The 22,216-nt window shown below is 45.0% G+C and carries 17 protein-coding genes; 14 read left to right on the top strand and 3 right to left on the bottom strand.

Annotated features, from left to right (window positions below):
- Window positions 1-207: 207 nt before the first annotated feature.
- Complete coding sequence (fadI, locus tag Q5H80_RS04045; RefSeq protein WP_009848514.1) at window positions 208-1,515, top strand: acetyl-CoA C-acyltransferase FadI; 1,308 nt, start codon at window positions 208-210, stop codon at window positions 1,513-1,515.
- Window positions 1,515-3,761 carry a fatty acid oxidation complex subunit alpha FadJ gene (fadJ, locus tag Q5H80_RS04050; protein ID WP_304568922.1) on the top strand — a complete coding sequence of 749 codons (2,247 nt, stop codon included), beginning with the start codon at window positions 1,515-1,517 and terminating at the stop codon, window positions 3,759-3,761. The genes fadI and fadJ overlap by 1 nt, the downstream gene beginning before the upstream one ends.
- 227 nt (window positions 3,762-3,988) lie before the next feature.
- Here fadJ and Q5H80_RS04055 read toward each other — a convergent pair whose 3' ends face one another.
- Window positions 3,989-6,766, bottom strand: a complete 2,778-nt coding sequence (locus Q5H80_RS04055; protein WP_304568923.1) for an insulinase family protein — start codon at window positions 6,764-6,766, stop codon at window positions 3,989-3,991.
- A 304-nt stretch (window positions 6,767-7,070) separates the two neighbouring features.
- Here Q5H80_RS04055 and sixA point away from each other — a divergent pair, with 304 nt between their 5' ends.
- A complete protein-coding gene (sixA, locus tag Q5H80_RS04060) occupies window positions 7,071-7,535 on the top strand; it encodes a phosphohistidine phosphatase SixA (protein WP_012603460.1) in 465 nt (154 codons plus the stop codon).
- A 135-nt stretch (window positions 7,536-7,670) separates the two neighbouring features.
- Here the strand turns inward: sixA and smrB are convergent, their stop codons facing one another.
- Window positions 7,671-8,201, bottom strand: coding sequence for an endonuclease SmrB (gene smrB, locus Q5H80_RS04065; protein WP_009848510.1), 531 nt, complete (start codon window positions 8,199-8,201; stop codon window positions 7,671-7,673).
- 62 nt (window positions 8,202-8,263) lie between these two features.
- Here smrB and prmB point away from each other — a divergent pair, with 62 nt between their 5' ends.
- From prmB to hflX, 11 genes are all read left to right on the top strand, one after another.
- A complete protein-coding gene (gene prmB, locus Q5H80_RS04070; RefSeq protein ID WP_304568924.1) occupies window positions 8,264-9,196 on the top strand; it encodes a 50S ribosomal protein L3 N(5)-glutamine methyltransferase in 933 nt (310 codons plus the stop codon).
- A gap of 261 nt (window positions 9,197-9,457) precedes the next feature.
- Window positions 9,458-10,099 (top strand): LysE family translocator, encoded by a 642-nt coding sequence (locus Q5H80_RS04075; protein WP_304568925.1) that lies wholly within the window; start codon window positions 9,458-9,460, stop codon window positions 10,097-10,099.
- A 518-nt stretch (window positions 10,100-10,617) separates the two neighbouring features.
- Complete coding sequence (locus Q5H80_RS04080) at window positions 10,618-12,075, top strand: protein adenylyltransferase SelO (protein ID WP_304568926.1); 1,458 nt, start codon at window positions 10,618-10,620, stop codon at window positions 12,073-12,075.
- A 210-nt stretch (window positions 12,076-12,285) separates the two neighbouring features.
- Window positions 12,286-13,014, top strand: coding sequence for a response regulator (locus Q5H80_RS04085; protein ID WP_304568927.1), 729 nt, complete (start codon window positions 12,286-12,288; stop codon window positions 13,012-13,014).
- 58 nt (window positions 13,015-13,072) lie between these two features.
- Complete coding sequence (locus Q5H80_RS04090; RefSeq protein WP_304568928.1) at window positions 13,073-14,518, top strand: ATP-binding protein; 1,446 nt, start codon at window positions 13,073-13,075, stop codon at window positions 14,516-14,518.
- Window positions 14,519-14,628: 110 nt separating this feature from the next.
- On the top strand, window positions 14,629-15,876 hold the full coding sequence (locus Q5H80_RS04095; RefSeq protein ID WP_304568929.1) for an ABC transporter substrate-binding protein: 1,248 nt from the start codon (window positions 14,629-14,631) through the stop codon (window positions 15,874-15,876).
- Between the two features lie 181 nt (window positions 15,877-16,057).
- Window positions 16,058-16,996 carry a carbohydrate ABC transporter permease gene (locus Q5H80_RS04100; protein WP_009848503.1) on the top strand — a complete coding sequence of 313 codons (939 nt, stop codon included), beginning with the start codon at window positions 16,058-16,060 and terminating at the stop codon, window positions 16,994-16,996.
- Window positions 16,993-17,850, top strand: coding sequence for a carbohydrate ABC transporter permease (locus Q5H80_RS04105; protein WP_009848502.1), 858 nt, complete (start codon window positions 16,993-16,995; stop codon window positions 17,848-17,850). The genes Q5H80_RS04100 and Q5H80_RS04105 overlap by 4 nt, the downstream gene beginning before the upstream one ends.
- A gap of 6 nt (window positions 17,851-17,856) precedes the next feature.
- Entirely contained in the window at window positions 17,857-18,969 is a 1,113-nt protein-coding gene (locus Q5H80_RS04110; RefSeq protein WP_304568930.1) for an ABC transporter ATP-binding protein, read from the top strand.
- Window positions 18,970-19,109: 140 nt separating this feature from the next.
- Window positions 19,110-20,255, top strand: coding sequence for a S8 family serine peptidase (locus tag Q5H80_RS04115; RefSeq protein WP_304568931.1), 1,146 nt, complete (start codon window positions 19,110-19,112; stop codon window positions 20,253-20,255).
- Between the two features lie 232 nt (window positions 20,256-20,487).
- A complete protein-coding gene (gene hflX / locus Q5H80_RS04120) occupies window positions 20,488-21,855 on the top strand; it encodes a GTPase HflX (protein WP_012603471.1) in 1,368 nt (455 codons plus the stop codon).
- A 94-nt stretch (window positions 21,856-21,949) separates the two neighbouring features.
- On the opposite strand, the gene minE is transcribed toward hflX, so the two are convergent.
- A complete protein-coding gene (gene minE, locus Q5H80_RS04125; RefSeq protein ID WP_009848499.1) occupies window positions 21,950-22,213 on the bottom strand; it encodes a cell division topological specificity factor MinE in 264 nt (87 codons plus the stop codon).
- Between the last annotated feature and the right edge of the window lie 3 nt (window positions 22,214-22,216).

Consider the following 22,216-nt stretch of genomic DNA (forward strand, 5'->3'; position numbering starts at 1 on the left):
ACCATTCCTTACATAGCGATAACAGCTTTGCTTGCAATAGTTTAGTATCTTACGACAACCTTTCCCTCAAAAAGGTTCGCCTGAATGTTCAGTTAGATTTTCAAGCAGTGGGATACTCGTATCACGTTTATTTAAACGCCTGTTTGATTTAATTAACAACTTGTTTACAATGCTTCAGGTCAGACCTCTTAACCTTAAGGAGAAACCATGGGCAAACAGGAAGTCAAAACGCGTTCTGGAGAACGTGTTGCCGTTGTCGCTGGACTACGAACCCCATTCGCTCGTCAGAGCACAGAATTTAGCCAAGTGCCTGCGGTTGACCTAGGCAAAATGGTGGTGAGCGAAATGCTTGCAAGAACTGATGTCGATCCTGCGCTTATCGAACAAGTCGTGTTCGGCCAAGTAGTGCAAATGCCAGAAGCACCGAACATTGCACGTGAAATCGTGTTGGGTACGGGTATGGACATTAATACTGATGCCTACAGTGTGACGCGAGCATGTGCGACTAGCTTCCAAGCTGCAGTCAACGTGACCGAGAGCATTATGGCTGGCACGATTGATGTTGGTATTGCGGGCGGTGCGGATTCTTCTTCTGTATTGCCAATAGGTGTTTCGAAAAAGTTAGCGGCGAATTTATTAGCACTAAGTAAAACGAAAACCATAGGTCAGAAACTGAAGATTCTTAAAACATTTTCAGTAAAAGATTTGATGCCAGTACCACCAGCAGTCGCAGAGTACTCGACAGGTTTGTCTATGGGACAAACTGCTGAGCAGATGGCTAAGACACATGGTATTACTCGCGAAGCTCAAGATGCACTTGCTCACCGTTCTCACTCTTTGGCTTCTCAAGCATGGAAAGAAGGCAAGATTAAAGATGAAGTGATGACGGCATTCCCCGCGCCTTATAAAAAGTACCTAGCGGAAGACAACAACATTCGCCACGACTCGACGGTTGAAGGTTACGCTAAATTGCGTCCTGCATTCGACAGACAATACGGCAGTGTAACGGCTGCCAATGCAACGCCTCTTACCGATGGCGGTGCCGCAGTGATGTTGATGCGCGAAGGAAAAGCGAAAGAGCTAGGGCTAGAAGTGCTTGGTTACATTCGTGGTTACGCGTTCTCAGCTATTGGTGTTGAAACGGATATGCTGATGGGGCCGACGTACGCGACCTCTCAAGTTTTGAAGAACACGGGTCTAGAATTATCAGATCTAACACTTATCGAGATGCACGAAGCGTTTGCAGCTCAAGTTCTGGCTAACGTCAAAATGTTCGCAAGCGATGAGTTTGCTCAGAAGAACCTTGGCCGTGACAAAGCGATCGGTGAGATTGATATGGAGAAGTTCAACGTGCTGGGTAGCTCAATTGCTTACGGACATCCATTTGCAGCGACTGGCGCGCGTATGATGACTCAGACACTGCGTGAACTAAAACGTCGAGGTGGTGGCCTAGCATTGAATACTGCTTGTGCGGCTGGTGGCTTAGGTGCAGCAATGATCTTGGAGGTGGAATAATGTCTACGACTCTTGATGTGAAAAAAGAAAAGAAAGCAGTCAAAAAAACGGATTCAAAGCCAGTGACTGTATCTAAAAGTGACAAGACGATTTCAAACAATGAAGCCGTAAAACCGGCGACCGCGTTTTCTTTAACTATCGATGACCAAGATATTGCATGGCTTGCGATCGATGTGCCAAACGAAAAAATGAACACGCTACAAGCGGCGTTTGCCGAAGAAATGAAAGCAATCTTTGAGCAGTTGAAGGAAAAGCAAAGCCGAGTTAAAGGCTTAATCGTTCATTCATTGAAGCCAGATAATTTTATTGCTGGCGCTGATGTTCGAATGCTTGATGCCTGCAAAACGGCTGATGAAGCACAATCTCTTGCTCGTCAGGGGCAGGAGATGTTCCAAACTCTGTCGGATCTACCCTACCCAGTAGTCGCAGCGATTCACGGTCCATGCTTAGGTGGTGGCTTAGAGCTCGCTCTGGCGTGTGATTATCGCGTATGTACTGATTCAGATAAGACTCGCTTAGGTCTGCCAGAAGTCCAGCTCGGTCTGTTACCTGGCTCTGGTGGTACGCAACGTCTTCCTCGTCTTATTGGTTTACTGCCTTCTCTTGACCTTATTCTTACGGGTAAGCAACTGCGCGCTAAAAAAGCGAAATCGCTAGGCGTTGTGGATGCTTGTGTACCTGAAACTATCTTGCTTGAAGTTGCTAAGAGCTTTGTTGAAAAGAATTCAGGCAGTAAAAAAGGTAAGCGTCTTGCGTCTAAAGTCCAGGCTTCGAGCAAGGAAAAGCTAATCTCACGAAATAACCTTGGTCGAAAAGTGATTTTCGAACAGGCTTCAAAGAAGACCAATCAGAAAACACGCGGCAATTACCCAGCCGCTGATGCGATTCTTGATGTGATTCGTTATGGCTTAGAGAACGGCTTTGATAAAGGTCTTCAGTACGAAGCGAAGCGTTTCTCTGAATTGGTGATGACCGCAGAATCCAAAGCCCTTCGTTCGATTTTCTTTGCCACCACTGAAATGAAAAAAGAACATGGCGCAGACGCAGAACCCAAAGCGGTTAAGCGTGTTGGTGTACTGGGCGGCGGTCTAATGGGCGCTGGCATCAGTCACGTCAGTGTTGCTAAAGCGAAAGTACCGGTTCGTATTAAAGATGTGTCTAATGAAGGTGTGCTCAATGCGCTTAACTACAACTACAAGTTGTTCGATAAGCAGCGTAAACGTCGTATTCTGAGCCGAGCTGGCCTTGAAAGTAAGATGCTTCAGCTTTCTGGTGGTATCGACTTTACAAGCTTTAACCATACTGATGTTGTGATTGAAGCGGTATTTGAAGATCTCGACCTTAAGCAGTCGATGGTTGCTGACATTGAAGCCAATGCCAAGTCAGAGACTATCTTTGCGACCAACACGTCTTCACTGCCAATCCACAAAATTGCAGAGAAAGCGCAGCGGCCAGAAAACGTGGTCGGTCTTCACTACTTCAGCCCGGCAGAAAAAATGCCACTAGTAGAAGTCATCCCTCATGAAGCAACGTCAGAAGAGACTATTTCGACGGTGGTTGCATTAGCGAAGAAGCAAGGTAAAACGCCGATAGTTGTTAAAGACACGGCAGGTTTCTACGTGAACCGTATCCTTGCTCCGTACATGAATGAAGCGGCGCATCTGTTATTGGCAAATGAGCCGATTGAAAAGCTCGACAGCACGTTGTTGGACTTCGGTTTCCCGGTTGGCCCAATTACTTTGTTAGACGAGGTGGGTGTGGATATCGGTGCGAAGATCATCCCTATTTTGGTTAATGAATTAGGCGAACGTTTCCAAGGCCCTGATGTGTTCGACATTCTTTTGAATGACAACCGTAAAGGTCGTAAGAGTGGCAAAGGTTTCTACACTTACAAAGGTAAAAAGAAGGAAGTCGATAAGTCAGTTTACAAGCTGCTTAAGCTGCAACCTGAACCTAAGCTAAGCGATAACGATATCGCAATGCGCTGTGTACTGCCTATGCTAAACGAGGCGGTTCGTTGTCTAGATGATGGCATTATCCGTAGCCCGCGAGATGGCGATATTGGTGCTATTTTCGGTATCGGCTTCCCGCCATTCCTAGGTGGTCCGTTCCGTTATATGGATCAAATCGGTATTAAGTCACTGGTAGAGATGATGAACGACTTCGCTAAGAAGTACGGTGATCGTTTTGCGCCATGTGATGGCCTACTGACACGAGCTGGGTTGGATGAGTCCTTTTATAAGTAATTCGCTCTACAAGTAACGTTCTAGTACTTTGATTATAAAGCCCGTATCAAGCAATTGATGCGGGCTTCATTTTTATGGGAGTATGCAAAAGAAAGGAGATTCCCGATTCAGTCGTTCCTCTTTTTTGGGAATGACGATTGAGATGTAACAAGTAAGCTATTGTGCTGCATTCAATAAAAAAGGTTGATGCTTCCACATCAACCTTCTGATCTTTTTACTAAGAACGACTAACCAAGCTCACAGTCTTTAGGACGCAACTGAAACTCATCAATTGAGCCTATCTCAACACCTGCCGACAACTTCTCTTCTTCATTATGAGCATTGCCGTGTGCATGCATAATCAGACGATTCGCTGTACGAGGTTTAAGTTGGCTAACCACAAAGCGCATCATGTCTGAGCGAGTTAGACCTTTGAGCTCTTCTAACACACGATCCCTCTGATTGAATTCCAAGTCCTTATTGCCTATGGCAACCCATAAGCGCTGAGCTCGACCTCGCAAGGTGGTATCTGGCGTTGAAATTTGATTCCAGAGGCCGCGTTTACTGCTGTGCCATTGATAGTCGTTAAGCTCTAACAGCACCATATAAAAGGCATTAAGGAACTCGTCTATTGAAGCCAACAGTTCTGCCGGGGCTGCATTAGGCGATTGCACATACAACACAATACCTGGGTGTCGGTTAAGCGGCATATTACCAGTGCCGACCATATAACCTAGCTGCTGTTTAGTACGTATTTCATGGAAGAAAGTGGCTGACATCAAGTGGTTTGCCAATGAATACAGTGCAATATTTGTAGGTGATATATCTGAACATTGGTAGTAAACCACGATGGCTGAATCATCTTGATTACACACCACTTCGCGTTGGAAACTACCGTTATCACCCAGCATGATTAAAGGGCGTAGTGACTCTTCGTAAGCCTGATCTTGAACACGCAATGCATCTTTTAGCGTTTCAGCCATCTTGTTCGCATCGGCTTTTTTCCAGTCACCATACACAAACATTTCGACATGCAGTTCAGCCAAAATAGCTTGAACAAAAGAAGAAAGCTCGTCGACTTCTATTGTTTCCAGCGCTTCAATTAAAACGGAATAGGGCGGGTTATTTGGCTGTAAGATTCCCGTCATCGCATTGAACAGCTGAGAAATAGGACGGTCTTGCGATGCGTTATTCCAGTTTCTGAGCAATTGATGCTTAATCGTTTCGAAACGTGTTGAACTAAAGTCGCGTGCTTGGAAACGTTCAAGAATCATATTGAGCAGCTGTGGCTGTTTCTCGCTAAATCCAGACAGAGTAAGTGTGACACCACCTTGATGGGTATACATGTTGTAACCCATGCCAGCAATCTCAGCTTGATACGTATCTTTTTCAAGTGAGTCTAAGAACATCTCTACACACAAGCGTGTTTTAACGATGTTTCTCGGGCTAGCTACTGAGTGTGGGCTATCTATAGCGATATACACCACACCTTTAGGAACTCGAAATTGATGGTCTTGGAGGTGCCATAACTTAAAGCCGTCCAGCTCTTCTAACAGTTGTGGGTGCTTAGCGTCACCTTCGAGCTCAGCAGGGTCTAAGTCGTAGCAAATAAACGGGTTTTTGCTTGGGAGCTCAAACTGCCAGCCGGGGTTGATGCATGTAAAGCATTGAATTTGCTCAGCGCTAAATGGTGTGAGCGAATAGGGCGTAAAGTACCATTTCGCTTCTCTGTCATATTCGAACCCTTGAGCAACAATGGTGACTCGCATGTTGTCGACGGATAAGTAGCGAAGCAAAGAGCGTTGTAACTCTTCGTCGAAATGCGACATTTTGTAATCGCCATACACCACATCTTGCTCTTGGTAGTGCTGCATGTTGATAACGAGATGGCTGACGACATCAAGTGGTCTTGAGGGCTCTTGAAAGCGGAAGGCTGATTCTAAAACAGCCCGCTTTTCGAGGTAACGCCACTCTTCAATACCTTGTTGTTCAATCAACTTAACGTACTGGAACACCGCTTGGATGATGTTATCGGTTTTGGTTAAGCCTTCGATGGTTAATGAGCAACTGACTGTGAAATCACGATAGTTACTGCCACTTGCGCCGCCACCTGCGGAGAGAGAAGTAATCCAGCCTTTCTCTTTGAGTTGCATCATCAAACTGCCTTCGCCTTCGTAACCGATAAGGTGTGCAAAGAACGATAATGGTTTAATACCGTAGTGTTCATCCATACTTGGCATTGGGAAGGTTAAGATAAGTTTGCGTACTTCTTTGATCGGCTCAACACGGACTTGAACGCCAGTACTTAACTCGCCAACAATCGGTACTTCAACCTTCTTGCCTTGTAGGTTGTGATTGGTAATCGAGCTAAAGCGATCCTCAACCCAGCTTTGCATTTCATCCAGTGATTGATTACCAGACAGCGTCAGTGTCATTAAATCTGAAGAGTACTGCTGCTGGTGGAAAGCTAAGATCTCTTGTCGAATCGTCTCGCCGTTTCGGTCACCCAACGTATCGATATTACCGACAGAAAACTTCGAGAATGGGTGACTGTGATTTACCAATTCTTTGGTCACTTGGTACAAGCGTCGCGAGTCGTCGTTGAGTTTCATTTTATACTCTGAATCAACGGCTTGGCGTTCTTTGTCTAATGCTTCTTCGTTGAACAGGGGGGCTGTGAAAAATTGGCTGAAGCGATCGAGTGCATTTTCAAAGGCATTTAATTCAACATCAAAAAAGAAGCAGGTGTGTTCGGTTCCTGTCCAAGCGTTGTTGCTACCGCCATGCTGGCTGATAAAACTTTGGAACTCTCCGACCTTTGGATACTTTTCAGTTCCCAAAAATAGCATATGCTCTAAGTAGTGAGCTAAACCCTCTCGGCTTGTAGGGTCATCAAAATGGCCGACATTAACGGCGAGTGCGGCTGCAGCTTTTTGAGCGTTCTGATCGTGAACTAACAGTACTCTCAACCCGTTATCCAATGTTACGTAACGGTATTGATGTTCATCATTAGGGCTTAAATGCACAGATGCATCTCCAGAGAAGGTGGTTTTTAAATTATGTACGCGATGATTTAAGGTGCAAACCTCGCGATCATATTTTGGGATATGAAGTGCTTTTTGGCGACTTCTAAATCACTTTTATCGATTTTTATCAGTGATTTATTTTCTTTTAATAAGATTGTTAAGAAAGTCGAACTCTTTAGCAAGTGACTTGATATAATTATTTATATAGACTGCGGTTTCTCTAGTTTGAGAGCCAAACGCTAAGTAGCGTATCGCTGATATGGGATATATCGACTTTCGAAATGTTACGTAGACAGGACTGAACATGAAAATATTCATAATGCGCCACGGTGAAGCAGAACATTTTGCTAACTCGGATGCAGAACGTGCGTTAACGAAGCGCGGTAAAATGGCGTCTCTTGCGGTAGCTCAAGCTGCAAATGAGCAAGGGTTTAGCCAGTTCGATAAAGTGCTTGTGAGCCCATATTTGAGGGCACAAGAAACGTGGTTAGAAATCTCTCAAGCGTTTTCTGGAAAGAAAGTAGAAACCTGTGATGATATTACGCCTTACGGAATGTCTGACGATGTGTTTGATTTGACCATAGCAATGGCTGAAGTAGAAAAGCTAGAGACCATTTTATTTGTTTCTCATTTACCTCTAGTGGGCTATTTAACGGCTGAATTTGCGACGGGCATGGCGCCACCTATGTTTCCAACCTCAGGGCTAGCGTGTATTGAATTCGACCTTGAAAAACAAAAAGGCGAGTTGCTTTGGAACATTAACCCATAGCAGAGACAGTTTTCTCAAGATAAATTTAAGGGCACCTCATGATTATTGAGATGCCCTTTGTTGTTTCTAACGGACTATTCCGACCAGACGACAAGGTGCTGGACGTACTTTTTAGAATAAAGAGCAAGTCGATGGCTATTTATCTGGGATAGCAAGCAAAACCAGTAGCGCCCCATGGCCACCGAACTCTAAAGGTGCTTGGTGAAAAGCCATCACATCTGGGTGCTGCGCTAACCACAAAGGCACTTTTTGTTTAAGGATGTGCTTACCGATGCCGTGCTGTACACAGGCACACGCTACGCTCTCTTTCACGCAGTGCGCAATCATCGCGCCAAGTTCACGTTTGGCTTCTTGTTGGGTCATACCGTGCATATCAAGATACACATCCGGTACATAGACACCACGACGTAAGCGCTTCACCTCATATTTAGAGACATCATCGCGCGCATAACGTGTCGGCCCCTCTTCGCTAAGATGCGGAATGAACTCATCCGAGAAATAAAACTCGCTATCACTGGCTTGTCTTGCCGTTCGAGTAATTTCTTTTTGCTTGGCATTTCTTTTTGGCTGCTGGACTATGGTATCCTGTTGTAACTTTTTAACGCCCTTTACTGCATCGTTGAACAGGGCGAAATCGTCATCGAAGTCGGTGTCTTTTTTGCTCATCAGGTTATGAATTCTAATTAGAAACGTAATTAGCAGTATTGTAGCGCTTTTCGGAGACAATTTTGGATAAGATTTTTGTAGAAGAAGCGGTATCAGAACTACACACGCTTCAAGATGTGATTCGTTGGACTGTTAGTCGCTTTAACGCAGCGGGCCTATTTTATGGTCACGGCACTGATAACGCGTGGGATGAGGCGGTACAACTAATTTTACCTACTCTTTATCTGCCGATTGATGTTCCTTCGCATGTGATGAACTCTCGTCTAACGAGCAGCGAACGTCTGCGTATTGTTGAGCGCGTAATCAAGCGTATCAATGAGCGTACACCAACGGCTTACTTAACCAATAAAGCTTGGTTCTGTGGCCTTGAGTTCTTCGTTGATGAGCGCGTTCTTGTGCCTCGCTCTCCAATTGGTGAGCTGATCGAAGCTCAATTCCAACCTTGGTTAATTGAAGAGCCAACTCGCATCATGGATATGTGCACGGGTAGTGGTTGTATTGCTATTGCTTGTGCTCATGCATTCCCTGACGCTGAAGTAGATGCGATTGATATCTCTACAGACGCATTGCAAGTTGCAGAGCAGAACGTTCAAGATCACGGCATGGAGCAGCAAGTGTTCCCAATCCGTTCAGATCTTTTCCGTGACTTGCCAAAAGAGAAATATAACCTGATCGTATCTAACCCACCTTACGTGGACGAAGAAGATATGAACAGCCTGCCAGATGAGTTTACTCACGAGCCAGAACTTGGCCTAGCAGCGGGTACAGACGGTCTGAAATTGGTTCGTCGTATCTTAGCTAACGCACCTGACTACCTAACTGACGACGGTATTCTTATCTGTGAAGTGGGCAACTCAATGGTTCACATGATGGATCAGTACTCAGAGATTCCATTCACTTGGATTGAATTCTCTAACGGTGGTCATGGCGTATTCATGATCACTCGTGAGCAGCTTGTTGCTTGCGCTGATGAGTTCTCTATCTACAAAGACTAGGTTACTGTTAGTTGTTAGCTTAGGGATTTAGCTTCGAGATTAAGTTGGAAACTTAAGGTTAGAGCCTGATAAGACGTTCTATTTGATACGTTTGAATTTAAACGCCATGCAGCAATGCATGGCGTTTTTTATTGCCGAAATTTAAGGGATAAGTAATCAGCACAGAGTGAACGTCCCCAATATTTAGTTGCTTAATATGAATAGCTATTACATATTAATGCTCAATATTTAGTCGTTTTAGTGAGTTAAGGAGAATTCGCGATGACCTTTGATACATGGATTTATTATTTGTTGGCGGTGTTAATTTTAACAGCATCGCCAGGGCCAAGCTCTTTGTTGTGCATGACTAAGGGTGTGCAATCTGGCTTTAAGTTATCGATATTTACCGCCTTGGGTAGCGTGACTGCCATTACCGGAATCCTCACGTTATCTTTTACCGGTTTAGGGGTGATCATTGCTTCGTCAGAAGTGGTGTTTAATATCATTAAGTGGACGGGGGCTGCTTACCTTATTTATCTCGGTTGGAAGTTGTTACGATCGAGTCAGCAAGATTACGACAAGTTATCGAATCAACAAGCAGGCTTTCAACCTGTTAAAGAAAGCGCTGCACAGCATTATGTCAGTGGCTTTATTGTTGGTGCGAGTAACCCAAAAGCTATCCTGTTTTTTACCGCACTTTTTCCTCAGTTTATTGACCCATCGATAGCGCTATTTCCTCAGTTTGTGGTGTTCGCTTTGACCTTTGTTGTGATGGAATTGTCTTGGTTACTGGTTTATGCATACCTAGGTGTGAAATCATCAAATTGGTTATTTGCTAAAGGTAGAGCCAAGGTTTTTAATCGTGTGACTGGTGGTGTCTTTATCGGTGCTGGAGCGCTGCTTTCTACGACAAGCAGAGCGTAATTTTCAATTTATCAAAGGCCTGAATAGTTACAGAAAATTATTCAGGCTGTAATAAAAGGTTAATATTAATGTGCTTGCTGATATCGGCATAAAGTCGATATATTGGTGTTACACCATCACATTCTCAGGAGAGATATATGCAGCATCAAGAAATGATTCAACACAGTAATTTTGGCGTAATCAGTCGTACTTGGATTTTCTCTACCCTTTCTCTTCTGGGTATTCTTGCTCTAATGTAGTCAGCTTCATGGCTCTATATTTTCAGTTTTATTATGAATATACTTTTCAAAAAGTCTTCAAAGTTAGAACTCTTACACTCGTAAAAGTGGCTCTTCTCATCAGGCTAGCCACTTAACCTTTTCTTAGCTGTACCTTCCTCTCAGGAACCTTTTTCTCTGAATAATCTCTTTGTCTGATTAGCCCCCCTTTATCTCAATGGACTCACTGCATAGCCTGATCTGAAGTTGTTATCAAACTGTGATAATCTTAAGTTATCTTTTATCTACAGTGTATCTCTCATGTCTGCCTGGGATTCTATTTCATTTAACAATCGATTTACTGCATTACCTCGACTGTTCTATACCCCAATTCAACCTACACCGTTAAACAATGTCCAATGGCTCGCATGGAACCATAAGCTTGCGGATGAACTCGGCTTTCCGCCATTTGATGATGCTTCCGAGGAATTGCTTGAGACGTTGTCGGGCAATGTTGATCCTGAGCAGTTTTCGCCTGTAGCAATGAAATACGCAGGCCACCAGTTTGGTTCTTATAATCCGGATTTAGGTGATGGAAGAGGGCTGTTATTGGCGCAAGTTGTCGCTAAAAATGGCGAAACGTTCGATTTACACCTGAAAGGTGCGGGTAAAACCCCCTATTCACGTATGGGCGATGGCCGTGCGGTTATTCGCTCAACGGTTCGTGAGTATCTATGTAGCGAAGCGATGGCGGGTCTCAATATCCCAACCACTCGCGCATTGGCAATGATGACCAGCGACACACCCGTTTATCGAGAGAAGCAAGAGTGGGGCGCATTACTGGTGCGTGCTGCTGAGTCACATATTCGTTTCGGTCACTTTGAACATCTGTTTTATACCAATCAGTTGGCTGAGCATAAATTATTGGCCGACAAAGTCATCGAATGGCACTTCCCAGAATGCCTAGATGAAGAAAACCCCTACGCTGCTATGTTTAATCAGATTGTTGATCGCACTGCGGAAATGGTCGCGCTGTGGCAAGCGAATGGTTTTGCTCATGGGGTGATGAACACCGATAACATGTCGATCATCGGGCAAACCTTCGATTATGGCCCGTTCGCCTTCTTAGATGAATATGACCCTCGCTTGATCTGTAATCACTCCGACTATCAAGGTCGTTATGCCTTTAATCAGCAGCCTAGAATTGGATTATGGAATTTGTCGGCACTGGCTCATTCTCTTTCGCCGCTGGTGGATAAAGCTGATCTTGAGGTGGCACTCGAACAGTACGAACCACAAATGAATGGTTATTTTAGCCAGATGATGCGTCGTAAGTTGGGGCTGATTTCGAAACAAGAAGGCGACAGTCGTTTGTTTGAATCTATGTTCGAGCTGATGTCACAAAACAAAGTCGACTACCCAAGATTCTTTAGAACGTTGTCGAACTTGGATGCCTTGTCGTCACAGGAAGTGATTGATTTAGTTATCGAGCGTGATGCTGCGAAGCTATGGATGGAGAACTACTTACAACGTTGTGAATTAGAAGACAGTTCAGTGGTAGAGCGCTGCGAAAAGATGCGACAAGTAAACCCTAAATACATCCTCAGAAACTACCTTGCCCAACTCGCCATAGATAAATCTGAACGCGGTGATAGCAGCGATATTGATGCATTAATGGTGGTTCTGGCTGACCCTTATGCAGAACACCCAGACTACGAACATCTTGCTGCCTTGCCGCCTGAGTGGGGCAAAGCTATGGAGATTAGCTGTTCGTCATAATCAGCTACTCATGACAATCGACTGCTTTTGATAACCAATTGTACGTGATAACTAACTAGTAGCGGATTAAGCCGTCAAAATGCAGATAGAGGTCACTAAGTTGTGATCTTTATCTGTTTGTTCTTCTAACTTTACAAACATGTCAATAATCAAATAATCGGCCAGCCTATACACTATGTGAATAAGTTGTAAATTTAATAGGTTTGGGCGATGCCAACAAATACTCGAATTCTCGTGGTGGATGATGATCAAGAAATCTGCGAGCTGCTGGAAGAGTACCTCACAAAATCAGGTTTCGATGTCTCTTCTGTGGGAGACGGTGTTGAATTAGAAAACCACCTGCAAAACCAAGGTTATCCCGACCTGATTCTGCTCGATGTGATGCTCCCCGGTGACGACGGTTTTACCTTGTGTCAGCGAGTACGAAAGCAATCCAATGTGCCTATCATTATGCTGACAGCGGTATCGGATGAAACCGATCAGATTATCGGCTTAGAAATTGGTGCAGATGATTACATCGCGAAGCCGTTTAGCCCTCGTCAGTTAATGGCTCGAATCAAAGCGTTATTACGCCGCGTTCAAGTGGTGGATGACAAGCCGAGTGATGCACTGCCAAAGCAAATCATTTTTGGTGATTGGACGCTCGATACGCTCGCGCATCGAATCTATCACAATGAAAGCTCAGAAGAGATGGACTTATCGGGCAGTGACTTTTCTTTGTTGATGTTGTTCTTAACTCGTCCTAACGAAGTTCTTGACCGTGACACCATATCTTTCGCAACCAGAGGCCGTGAAGCACTGCCTTTTGAACGTGGTATTGATGTACAGCTTAGTCGCCTGAGAAGCCGACTGGGTGACAGTGGTAAATACCCTCACTACATCAAAACCATGCGCGGTAATGGCTATATTCTTGCTGTGCCGGTTAAGTATGAACACTAAGCATGATCTACTGTTAATCAAGTAATGCTAATAAAGTATTCCGGATGAAATATCTCGTATGAACTGGATGAGTTGGTTGAAACCAAATTCGTTAGTCGCAAGAACCTTATTGTTGACGCTGTTAGCCGTGGTAATAGCTCAGGGCATCGCAACGTCTATATGGTATAGCGAATCAAAACACAAAGAGCTGGAAGGGATTCGTTCTGCCTCGTCGAGTATGGCGAACATGTTTGCTTCAACGGTGACTTTTTTCCAATCTCTACCCGTTAAATATCGTCATATCGTGTTGGATCAAATCCGCAATATGGGCGGTACGCGTTTCTTTGTTTCTTTCAATAAAGAGGCTTTGATTGTCGAACCGATCCCGGATACCCGACTAAAAACCGCCTCAATTGAGGCGATAGAAAGTGTTTTGAGTAGCAAACTCAATAAAGTGGCGTCAGTGCGGGTTGATTTTTCTCGACCTGAACACCTTCGCTTGCTTAAAAACGACATCTACTTAAGCGATCTCCCGCGATCGTGGGCACATCATACTTTAACGTTAGAACCGCTGAATCCGCCGATTCTGGTTGTTCAAATCGAATTAACTAGCCACGAATGGGTATATATCGCTGCGTTGTTGCCAGCGCCATATGTAAAACTCGACGATACGATTCTCGGCAGGGAGCAGGTGATCTTTTTAGTTTCTTCAACGCTTATTCTGCTGGTTCTAACTTACTTGATGATTCGTCGCCAAGTGCGTCCTCTTAAAAAGTTGGCAAGGGCGGCCAATGAGATGAGTATGGATATTCAGCAGCCTCCGCTAAACGAAGAAGGGGCGACTGAATTGGTTACCGCGACCCGAGCCTTTAATCGCATGCAGCAACGGATTCGTCGCTATGTTGCCGACCGAGAGCACCTTTTCTCAGCTATCTCCCATGACTTAAAGACACCAATAACACGTCTTAGATTGCGTGCAGAGTTGTTGGAGAGTGAAGTAAAGAAAGACAAATTCAATAAAGATCTCGATGAGCTTGAGATGATGGTTAAAGGTGCTTTGCAAGCAGTAAGAGACACCGATCTACACGAGAATAATGCCATCATTGACCTCAACGAAATGGTACTTTCTGTGATTGAATCTCATAACCAGTACCAAACGAAGGTAGAGTTCGAGCCAGTCGTCATTGAGCCATTGGTCGCGAAACCACTGGCGATTAAGCGTGTACTGACCAACTTAATTGACAACGCGGTTAAGTATGGTTCATCAGCTGTCGTGGAAGTTAGTGGTGATGAGATTTGGGTTGTTGTGACTATTCAAGACCGTGGGGATGGCATTCCTGAAGACAAGTTAGAGATGGTTTTTGAACCCTATTTTAGGCTAGCAACGGACGATCAAGGACACGGGCTTGGCCTCGGAATTTGCCGAAACATCCTGCACGGACACGGTGGAGATCTCATTATTTGCAACTCCTCTCAAGGTGGCTTGGAAGTCAAAGTCTATATCCCAACAGGCCTAGAAGTGTAATGTAACAATCGCGTTACATTGGGCTTACCTTTTGTTTCAATCTTATCAATCAGAATAAGTAGACTCTTTAATGAACCGGGCGTCGAGTCCGCTAAACATGGAAGATAATAATGAAAATCAATAAAACCCTACTTACTCTATCTCTTCTTGCTGCCTCAACATTTTCTCAAGCTGGTGAAGTGGAAGTGCTTCACTGGTGGACTGCCGGTGGCGAAGCGAAATCCGCTGCAGTACTGAAAGAGATGATTGAACAACAAGGCCATACTTGGAAAGACTTTGCTGTTGCTGGTGGCGGCGGTGAAAGTGCGATGACTGTTTTGAAAACTCGAGCAGTATCGGGCAATCCTCCATCTGCCGCGCAGATTAAAGGTCATGATATTCAAGAGTGGGGTGGTTTAGGTTTTCTAACGTCTCTCGATGTGACTGCTAAACAAGAACAATGGGATGAGTTATTGCCAGAGGTGGTGACTAAAGTGATGAAGTGGGATGGCGAATATGTGGCGGTTCCTGTCAACGTTCACCGTGTTAACTGGCTTTGGGCAAACCCTGTTGTTTTAGAAAAATCGGGTGTGACGGTTCCAACGACATTAGATGAGTTCTTTGTTGCTGCAGACAAGATTAAAGCGGCTGGCTTCATTCCACTGGCTCACGGTGGTCAACCTTGGCAAGACGCAACCGTATTCGAAGCGGTGGCTCTTGATGTTCTAGGCAGTGAAGATTACAACAAAGCGTTCGTTGACCTTGATATGGACGTATTATCTGGCGACAAGATGGTGGAAGTATTCACCAAGTTCAAAAAGATGCGTGATTACATCGACAGTAACTCTCCAGGTCGTGATTGGAATGTAGCAACCTCAATGGTTATCAATGGTGAAGCAGCGATGCAGATCATGGGTGACTGGGCAAAAGGCGAATTTACTGCAGCAGGCAAAGTACCAGGTAAAGACTACATTTGTGCACCAGCACCGGGTACTGACGGCCAATTTACCTTCAATATCGATAGCTTTGCGTTCTTTGAGTTAAGTGACAAAGAGAACCAAAAAGCGCAGCAAGACCTAGCAAAAACCATTCTTACCAAAGATTTCCAAGAAGTCTTCAACCTTAACAAAGGTTCAATCCCTGTACGTCTAGATATGGACATGTCTAAGTTTGATCAATGTGCGTTGGATTCAATGGCTACCTTCAAAGCGAGTGCTGAATCGGGCGATCTTGTTCCGAGTATGGCACACGGCCTAGCGACAACAAGCTACGCTCAAGGCGCTATTTATGACGTGGTGACCAACTTCTTCAACGAGAAAGATGCCGATCCTAAACAAGCGGCAGCTAAGTTAGCAAAAGCAGTGAAAGCGGCTATCTAATCTAACTTGATAAGTGACACACAACGCACGTGAGTGACGGGTTGTGTTGCTTTATCGAACCCCCAGGGTGGGTAGGCTCGTAGGGAGCCTATCTGCTCTTCACTCCCAATTCTGATATGCGTGATGCTGATGTGGTGCCGAAAGGTAAGCCATTGGCTCGATTGTGCAACAAGGATAAGTTATGGAGCATGTTTTGACTGAGTCGACTCCAAAACCCACAAGGAGCCAGCCTGCACCGAAACCGAGTTTTGCTGACAGGTTGCAACACTGGTTACCTAAAATAGTACTGGCGCCAACCGCGTTAGTGACCGTGGTGTGTATCTACGGCTATATATTTTGGACGGCAGCGCTGTCGTTCACCAACTCTCGATTTCTGCCGAGCTTTAACTTCGTTGGTTTAACCCAATATGAAAAGCTGATGGACAACGATCGCTGGATCACCTCAATCACCAACCTCGGTGTGTTTGGTTTTCTGTTCATGGCGATTGCTATCTTGCTTGGTGTTGGTTTAGCGGTATTACTTGACCAGAATATCCGCCAAGAAGGGGCGATTCGTACTATCTATCTCTACCCAATGGCGTTGTCATTCATCGTGACGGGTACGGCGTGGAAATGGATTCTTAACCCGGGTCTTGGCATTGAAAAGCTGATGCAAGATTGGGGATTTACTGACTTCAAATTTGATTGGTTAGTCGACTCCGAAATGTCGGTCTATACCTTGGTTATCGCGGCACTTTGGCAGTCTTCAGGGTTTGTGATGGCGATGTTCTTAGCGGGCCTTCGCGGTATCGATTCTTCAATCATCAAAGCGGCACAGATTGACGGGGCAAGCTTACCCACTATCTATCTCAAAATCATTCTACCTTGCTTGCGCCCTGTGGTTTTCAGTGCGGTGATCATCACCTCACACATCGCGATTAAGAGCTTTGACCTTGTGACGGCAATGACAGCGGGTGGCCCAGGTTATTCATCGGATCTTCCTGCGCTATTCATGTACGCACACTCTTTTACCCGTGGACAAATCGGCCTTGGTGCTGCCAGTGCCATGATGATGCTTGCCGGTATTTTAGCGATTCTCGTGCCTTATCTTTACTCTGAACTTAGGGAGAAAAAGTCATGATGAATAACATCAATTTTGCTCGAATCTTTATTTATTCAGCACTGCTTTTCTTCTGCTTAGTGTATTTAATGCCATTGTTTGTGATGGCGCTGACGTCATTCAAAACCTTACCTGATATCAAGGCGGGTAACCTGATGAGCCTCCCTAAAGAGTGGGTGTTCGATGCTTGGTATAAAGCGTGGGATACCGCCTGTACGGGCGTGAAATGTGAAGGCATCAAAGGCTACTTCTGGAACTCGTTCCAAATGGTGATTCCTGCGGTTGCGATTTCAACATTGCTCGGTGCATTTAATGGTTATGTCGTGACGAAATGGCAATTCAGAGGTTCAAACCTGTTCTTTAGTTTGTTGTTATTTGGCTGCTTTATTCCATTCCAAGTGGTGTTGCTGCCAATGGCAACCATGTTAGGAAAAATGGGTTTGGCAAACACAACTATCGGCTTGGTGATTGTGCACGTTATCTACGGCATGGCGTTTACGACCCTGTTTTTCCGTAACTTCTACATCTCGATTCCCGATGAATTGATCAAAGCGGCAAAACTCGATGGTGCAGGTTTCTTTACGATTTTCTTCAAGATCTTATTGCCGATCTCAACGCCAATTATCATGGTGACGGTGATCTGGCAGTTCACCGCAATCTGGAATGATTTCTTGTTCGGGGTGGTCTATTCGGGCTCAGAAACTCAGCCGATCACCGTGGCATTAAACAACTTAGTCAACACCAGTACTGGCGTTAAAGAATACAACGTCGACATGGCTGCCGCGATCATCGCCGCACTGCCAACGCTGTTGGTGTATGTCTTCGCAGGAAAATATTTTGTTCGTGGCCTAACGGCAGGATCAGTAAAAGGATAATTACCCATGGCAACATTAGATTTAAAACAGATCCGTAAAACCTATCGTAACGCGGACAACGAAACGTTAAAGGGCATCGACATCAGTATCGATTCGGGGGAATTTTTGATACTTGTCGGCCCTTCGGGGTGTGGAAAATCCACCCTAATGAACACCATTGCGGGGTTAGAAAATATTAGCTCAGGTGAGATTGTGATTGATGGTGTAGACGTAGCACAGGTTGAGCCGAAAGATCGCGATATTGCGATGGTATTCCAGTCGTACGCCTTGTATCCAAACATGACGGTGCGTGGCAATATCGCTTTCGGTTTGAAGATTCGCAAGATGCCGCAACAAGAGATTGATGCTGAGGTCAATCGAGTGGCAGAAATGCTGCAAATTGAACAATTGCTTGATCGTAAACCGTCGCAGCTTTCTGGTGGTCAGCGTCAACGTGTCGCGATGGGTCGCGCCTTGGCTCGTCGTCCTAAGCTGTATCTGTTCGATGAACCGCTTTCTAACTTGGATGCTAAGTTGCGTGTTGAGATGCGCCACCAGATCAAGCGCTTGCACCAAAAGCTCAACACCACGATCGTTTATGTAACTCATGATCAGATTGAGGCGATGACACTGGCTGATCGCATCGCAGTAATGAAAGACGGTGAACTGCAGCAACTCGGTACTCCACAAGAGATCTACACCAAGCCAAACAACATGTTCGTCGCGGGCTTTATGGGCTCACCATCAATGAACTTCATTAAGACCATGGTGGATTTGGATGACGAGCAGAATCCAATCATTAAGGTTGTGGGCACGGCAGCTCAAGAACACCACATTCGATTGCCACAGAGTATGCGCGACCAAGATGGCAAAGAGCTGGTTATAGGGCTACGTCCTGAGCACATTACCGAGCAGGAAGGTGATGATGTTTCTGCCTCTACAAAGCTAGACTTACAGCTAGAAGTATTGGAACCAACAGGGCCAGATACCATCGCGATGGTCAAAGTGAATGACCAAGAAGTCGCGTGTCGTTTATCGCCAGAATTTGAAGTGTCGGTTGGGCAAATGGCGCCACTTCATTTTGACTTATCAAAGGCGGTATTCTTCGATGCTCAAACCGAAGCGAGAATCGACTTCTAAGCTTTGCTAGTAAGTTATTTTTACCAAGCACCTCATCATTTGATGGGGTGCTTTTGTATCAGGGCCGGATAATTTTGAGTTGATGATAAAATCATCAGTAGCGTCTATGCTTTATAGGATATTCATTTTTTGGAAAAAGGATGTTTGTAATGAGAGCCCAAATATTTTCAGGAGCAATGTCACTTGCTCTTTTTTCCTCATCTGTATTTGCTGTTGTTAATCATGATTTTAGAGACAGTTATATTGTCGTTTTGAAGAACAACACATCAGAATCTAGGGCGAGTGATATCGCGCGTGAGGTAGCTAAAGGGCAAGGTGTAGTCGGTCACCAATATAACTACGCCTTAAAAGGTTTTTCACTTAAGGTTCCTGAACAAGCACTAAAAGGTCTTAAAAATAGATTCTCAGAAATTGATTACATTGAGCCTGATATCGTCATGCACGCTTTACCGCGAGGGGGTAAACCCGGTAAAGGTGGCGGCGGTGGTGATGTTGAACGAGCACCGCAACATATCCCTTGGGGTGTAACCAGAGTCAACGGTGGTACTGTTGATATGAGTAACTCTTCAGCCGTTGCTTGGGTGGTTGATTCGGGTATTGATAGCAGCCACCCAGATTTGAATGTAAATAAATCCCGAGGGGCAAACTTCACTCGCGGTAAGAAGACCAACACTAATGACGGGAATGGCCACGGTACGCATGTAGCAGGTACAATTGGTGCCTATGATGATGGCTTTGATGTTGTTGGTGTCGCCCCCGGTGTGGAAGTGATCCCTGTTCGAGTGCTAGATAATAGTGGCAGTGGTTCAATGTCGGGCGTGATTGCTGGTGTTGATCATGTTGCTCGCTATGGTGCCTCTGGTGACTGTGCCAATATGAGCTTAGGAGGTTCGGGATATTCGGCGGCCTTGGATAGTGCGATTAAAACTGCTGCAGCTCAAGGTATATTTTTCTCAATCGCAGCGGGTAACTCAACTCAGGATGCCAGTGGTTTTACGCCAGCTAGCACCAACGGTACGAACATATTTACTATTTCCGCATTTGGAGAAACTAACGATAATTTCGCTTATTTTTCTAATTATGGTGCTGATGTAGATTACGCTCAACCGGGAGTCGATGTGTTATCGACCAAAGTGGGCGGAGGAACGGTTTCCTACAATGGTACTTCAATGGCGGCTCCTCACTTTTGTGGAGTACTGTTAGCCACCGGAGGCTCATTCTCTCTGGATGGGGTTGTAAGTAATGATCCCGATGGAGCTCCTGACCCTATTGCAGTGAGCAATTAATTCGTTTAACAGTATTGATAGCTTAATAGGTATAACAATGCCGTTGTAGACAATAAAAAACGACCTAATGGGTCGTTTTTTATTGTGAATAATCATCGAGTAGACAGCTAATTATCATCAAAGCTGATATTTAGTGTGATGTGGCTATATAAAGCTGACGTAGAAACGCGTAGGATCACACTACTTTAGACCAAATACTAGGTTGCACCTTGGTGCATAAACAGAAGAATACATGAAACTAACAGCAAAACCAGCGGCGAATAACGCTTTACTTATTTCTATTACGACACCGGATTTTAAAGGTGACGAAGCAAAAGAGTCTCTTGCCGAACTTGCTCGCTTAGTGACAACCCTAGGGTTTAAAGTGGTCGGTACGCAATCGCAACACCACAGTTCATCTCAAAGACAGAATGTGTTGGGTGCAGGTAAGCTTGCCGAAATTGCACATCTAACTGGTTACCAAGGCTCTATTGAAGAAGCTGAAGATGAAGACTTTCTTGATGAGTCGGGTTTGTTTGATTCTGAAATTGATGAGCTAGATTTTGATGATCTTCCAACGGGCAACTTCCAATACGGTGCCGCTGATGTTGTGGTATTTGACTGTGATTTAAGTCCATCTCAAATGCGTACTGTTGAGGCAAGTTTGGGGGTGGAAGTATTTGACCGTACTGGCATCATCATCGAAATCTTCAGCCGTCACGCTCGTACTCGTACTGCTCGTCTGCAAGTTGATATCGCTCGTCTAAACTACTTAGTGCCGCGACTTCGTGAAACGGCTGAGGGTGATAAAGAGCGTCAAATGGGTCAGGGCGCCGGTGAAACTTCACTAGAGCTAGACCGTCGTAACGTACGTGACCAAATTGCTGCGCTTAAGCGTGAGCTAGTAAGCGTACAAGATGAAATGAAGACTCGACGCACAAGGCGCGCAGAGCTTTTCACTGTTGCTTTAGTTGGCTACACCAATGCCGGTAAGTCTTCGATGATGCGTGCAATGACCGCAACCGAAGTGGTGGGTGAAGATAAACTGTTCGCAACGCTAGATACTACGGTTCGTGCGCTTCAACCAATTACTCAGCCGCGTATTCTGGTTTCAGATACAGTGGGTTTCATCAAGAAATTGCCACACGATCTGGTTGCTTCATTCCACTCAACGCTAGCAGAAGCGCACGATGCTTCACTACTTTTGTATGTGGTTGATGCCTCTGACGTTTCGTTCCGAGCTCAGCTTGATGTCGTACACGACGTATTAGCACAAGTGGGCGTTGAAGGTAGCGAAAAACTATTAGTGCTGAATAAGTGCGATAGATTGACTGAAGAACAGCAATTAGAGCTGATCGAAGAATTCCCAGATGCGATGCTAACGTCGACTCGTGATCCGCTAGATATTACGAAACTGCACAAGTACATCGTTGGTGTTGCTGAAGAAGGCATGATCGAAGAAGAGATCACTATCCCTTATTCTGGACAAGGCATCATCGGTGAGATTCGCTCAAACATGAGTGTGGTTAAAGAAGAGTACGACTACGAGTGCATTAAGTTGACTGTTCGCTCTAGTGAAATTGACTTAGCTCGACTGAAAAAACGTATGCAGAATTCTTAATCTTTTATAGCGTTTAGACACAAGATAAAAGACAAAAAAGAGAGCCTAGGCTCTCTTTTTTATTGAATCGTGATAAGCACCGCTCGAGCTCTGCTTATCGGTCTTCTTCTGGAAGTTTGACGTTGAGCTCTAATACTGAGATGTCGTCATCTTTGTGTTCGAAAGTCAGATCAACCATTGATGGATCGACGTCAACGTACTTCGCAATACACTTCAATATGTCTTCTTTTAGTTGCGGCAGATAAGAAGGCGCTGGGTCGTCATGGCTGCGTCGCTCGGCAACAATGATCTGCAAACGCTCTTTAGCTAGGTTTGCGGTTGTCTTCTTTTGTGGTCTAAAAAACTCTAGTAATGACATTGC

It is taken from the genome of Vibrio sp. SNU_ST1 (assembly GCF_030563405.1).
In the GTDB taxonomy this organism is placed as follows: Bacteria; Pseudomonadota; Gammaproteobacteria; order Enterobacterales; family Vibrionaceae; genus Vibrio.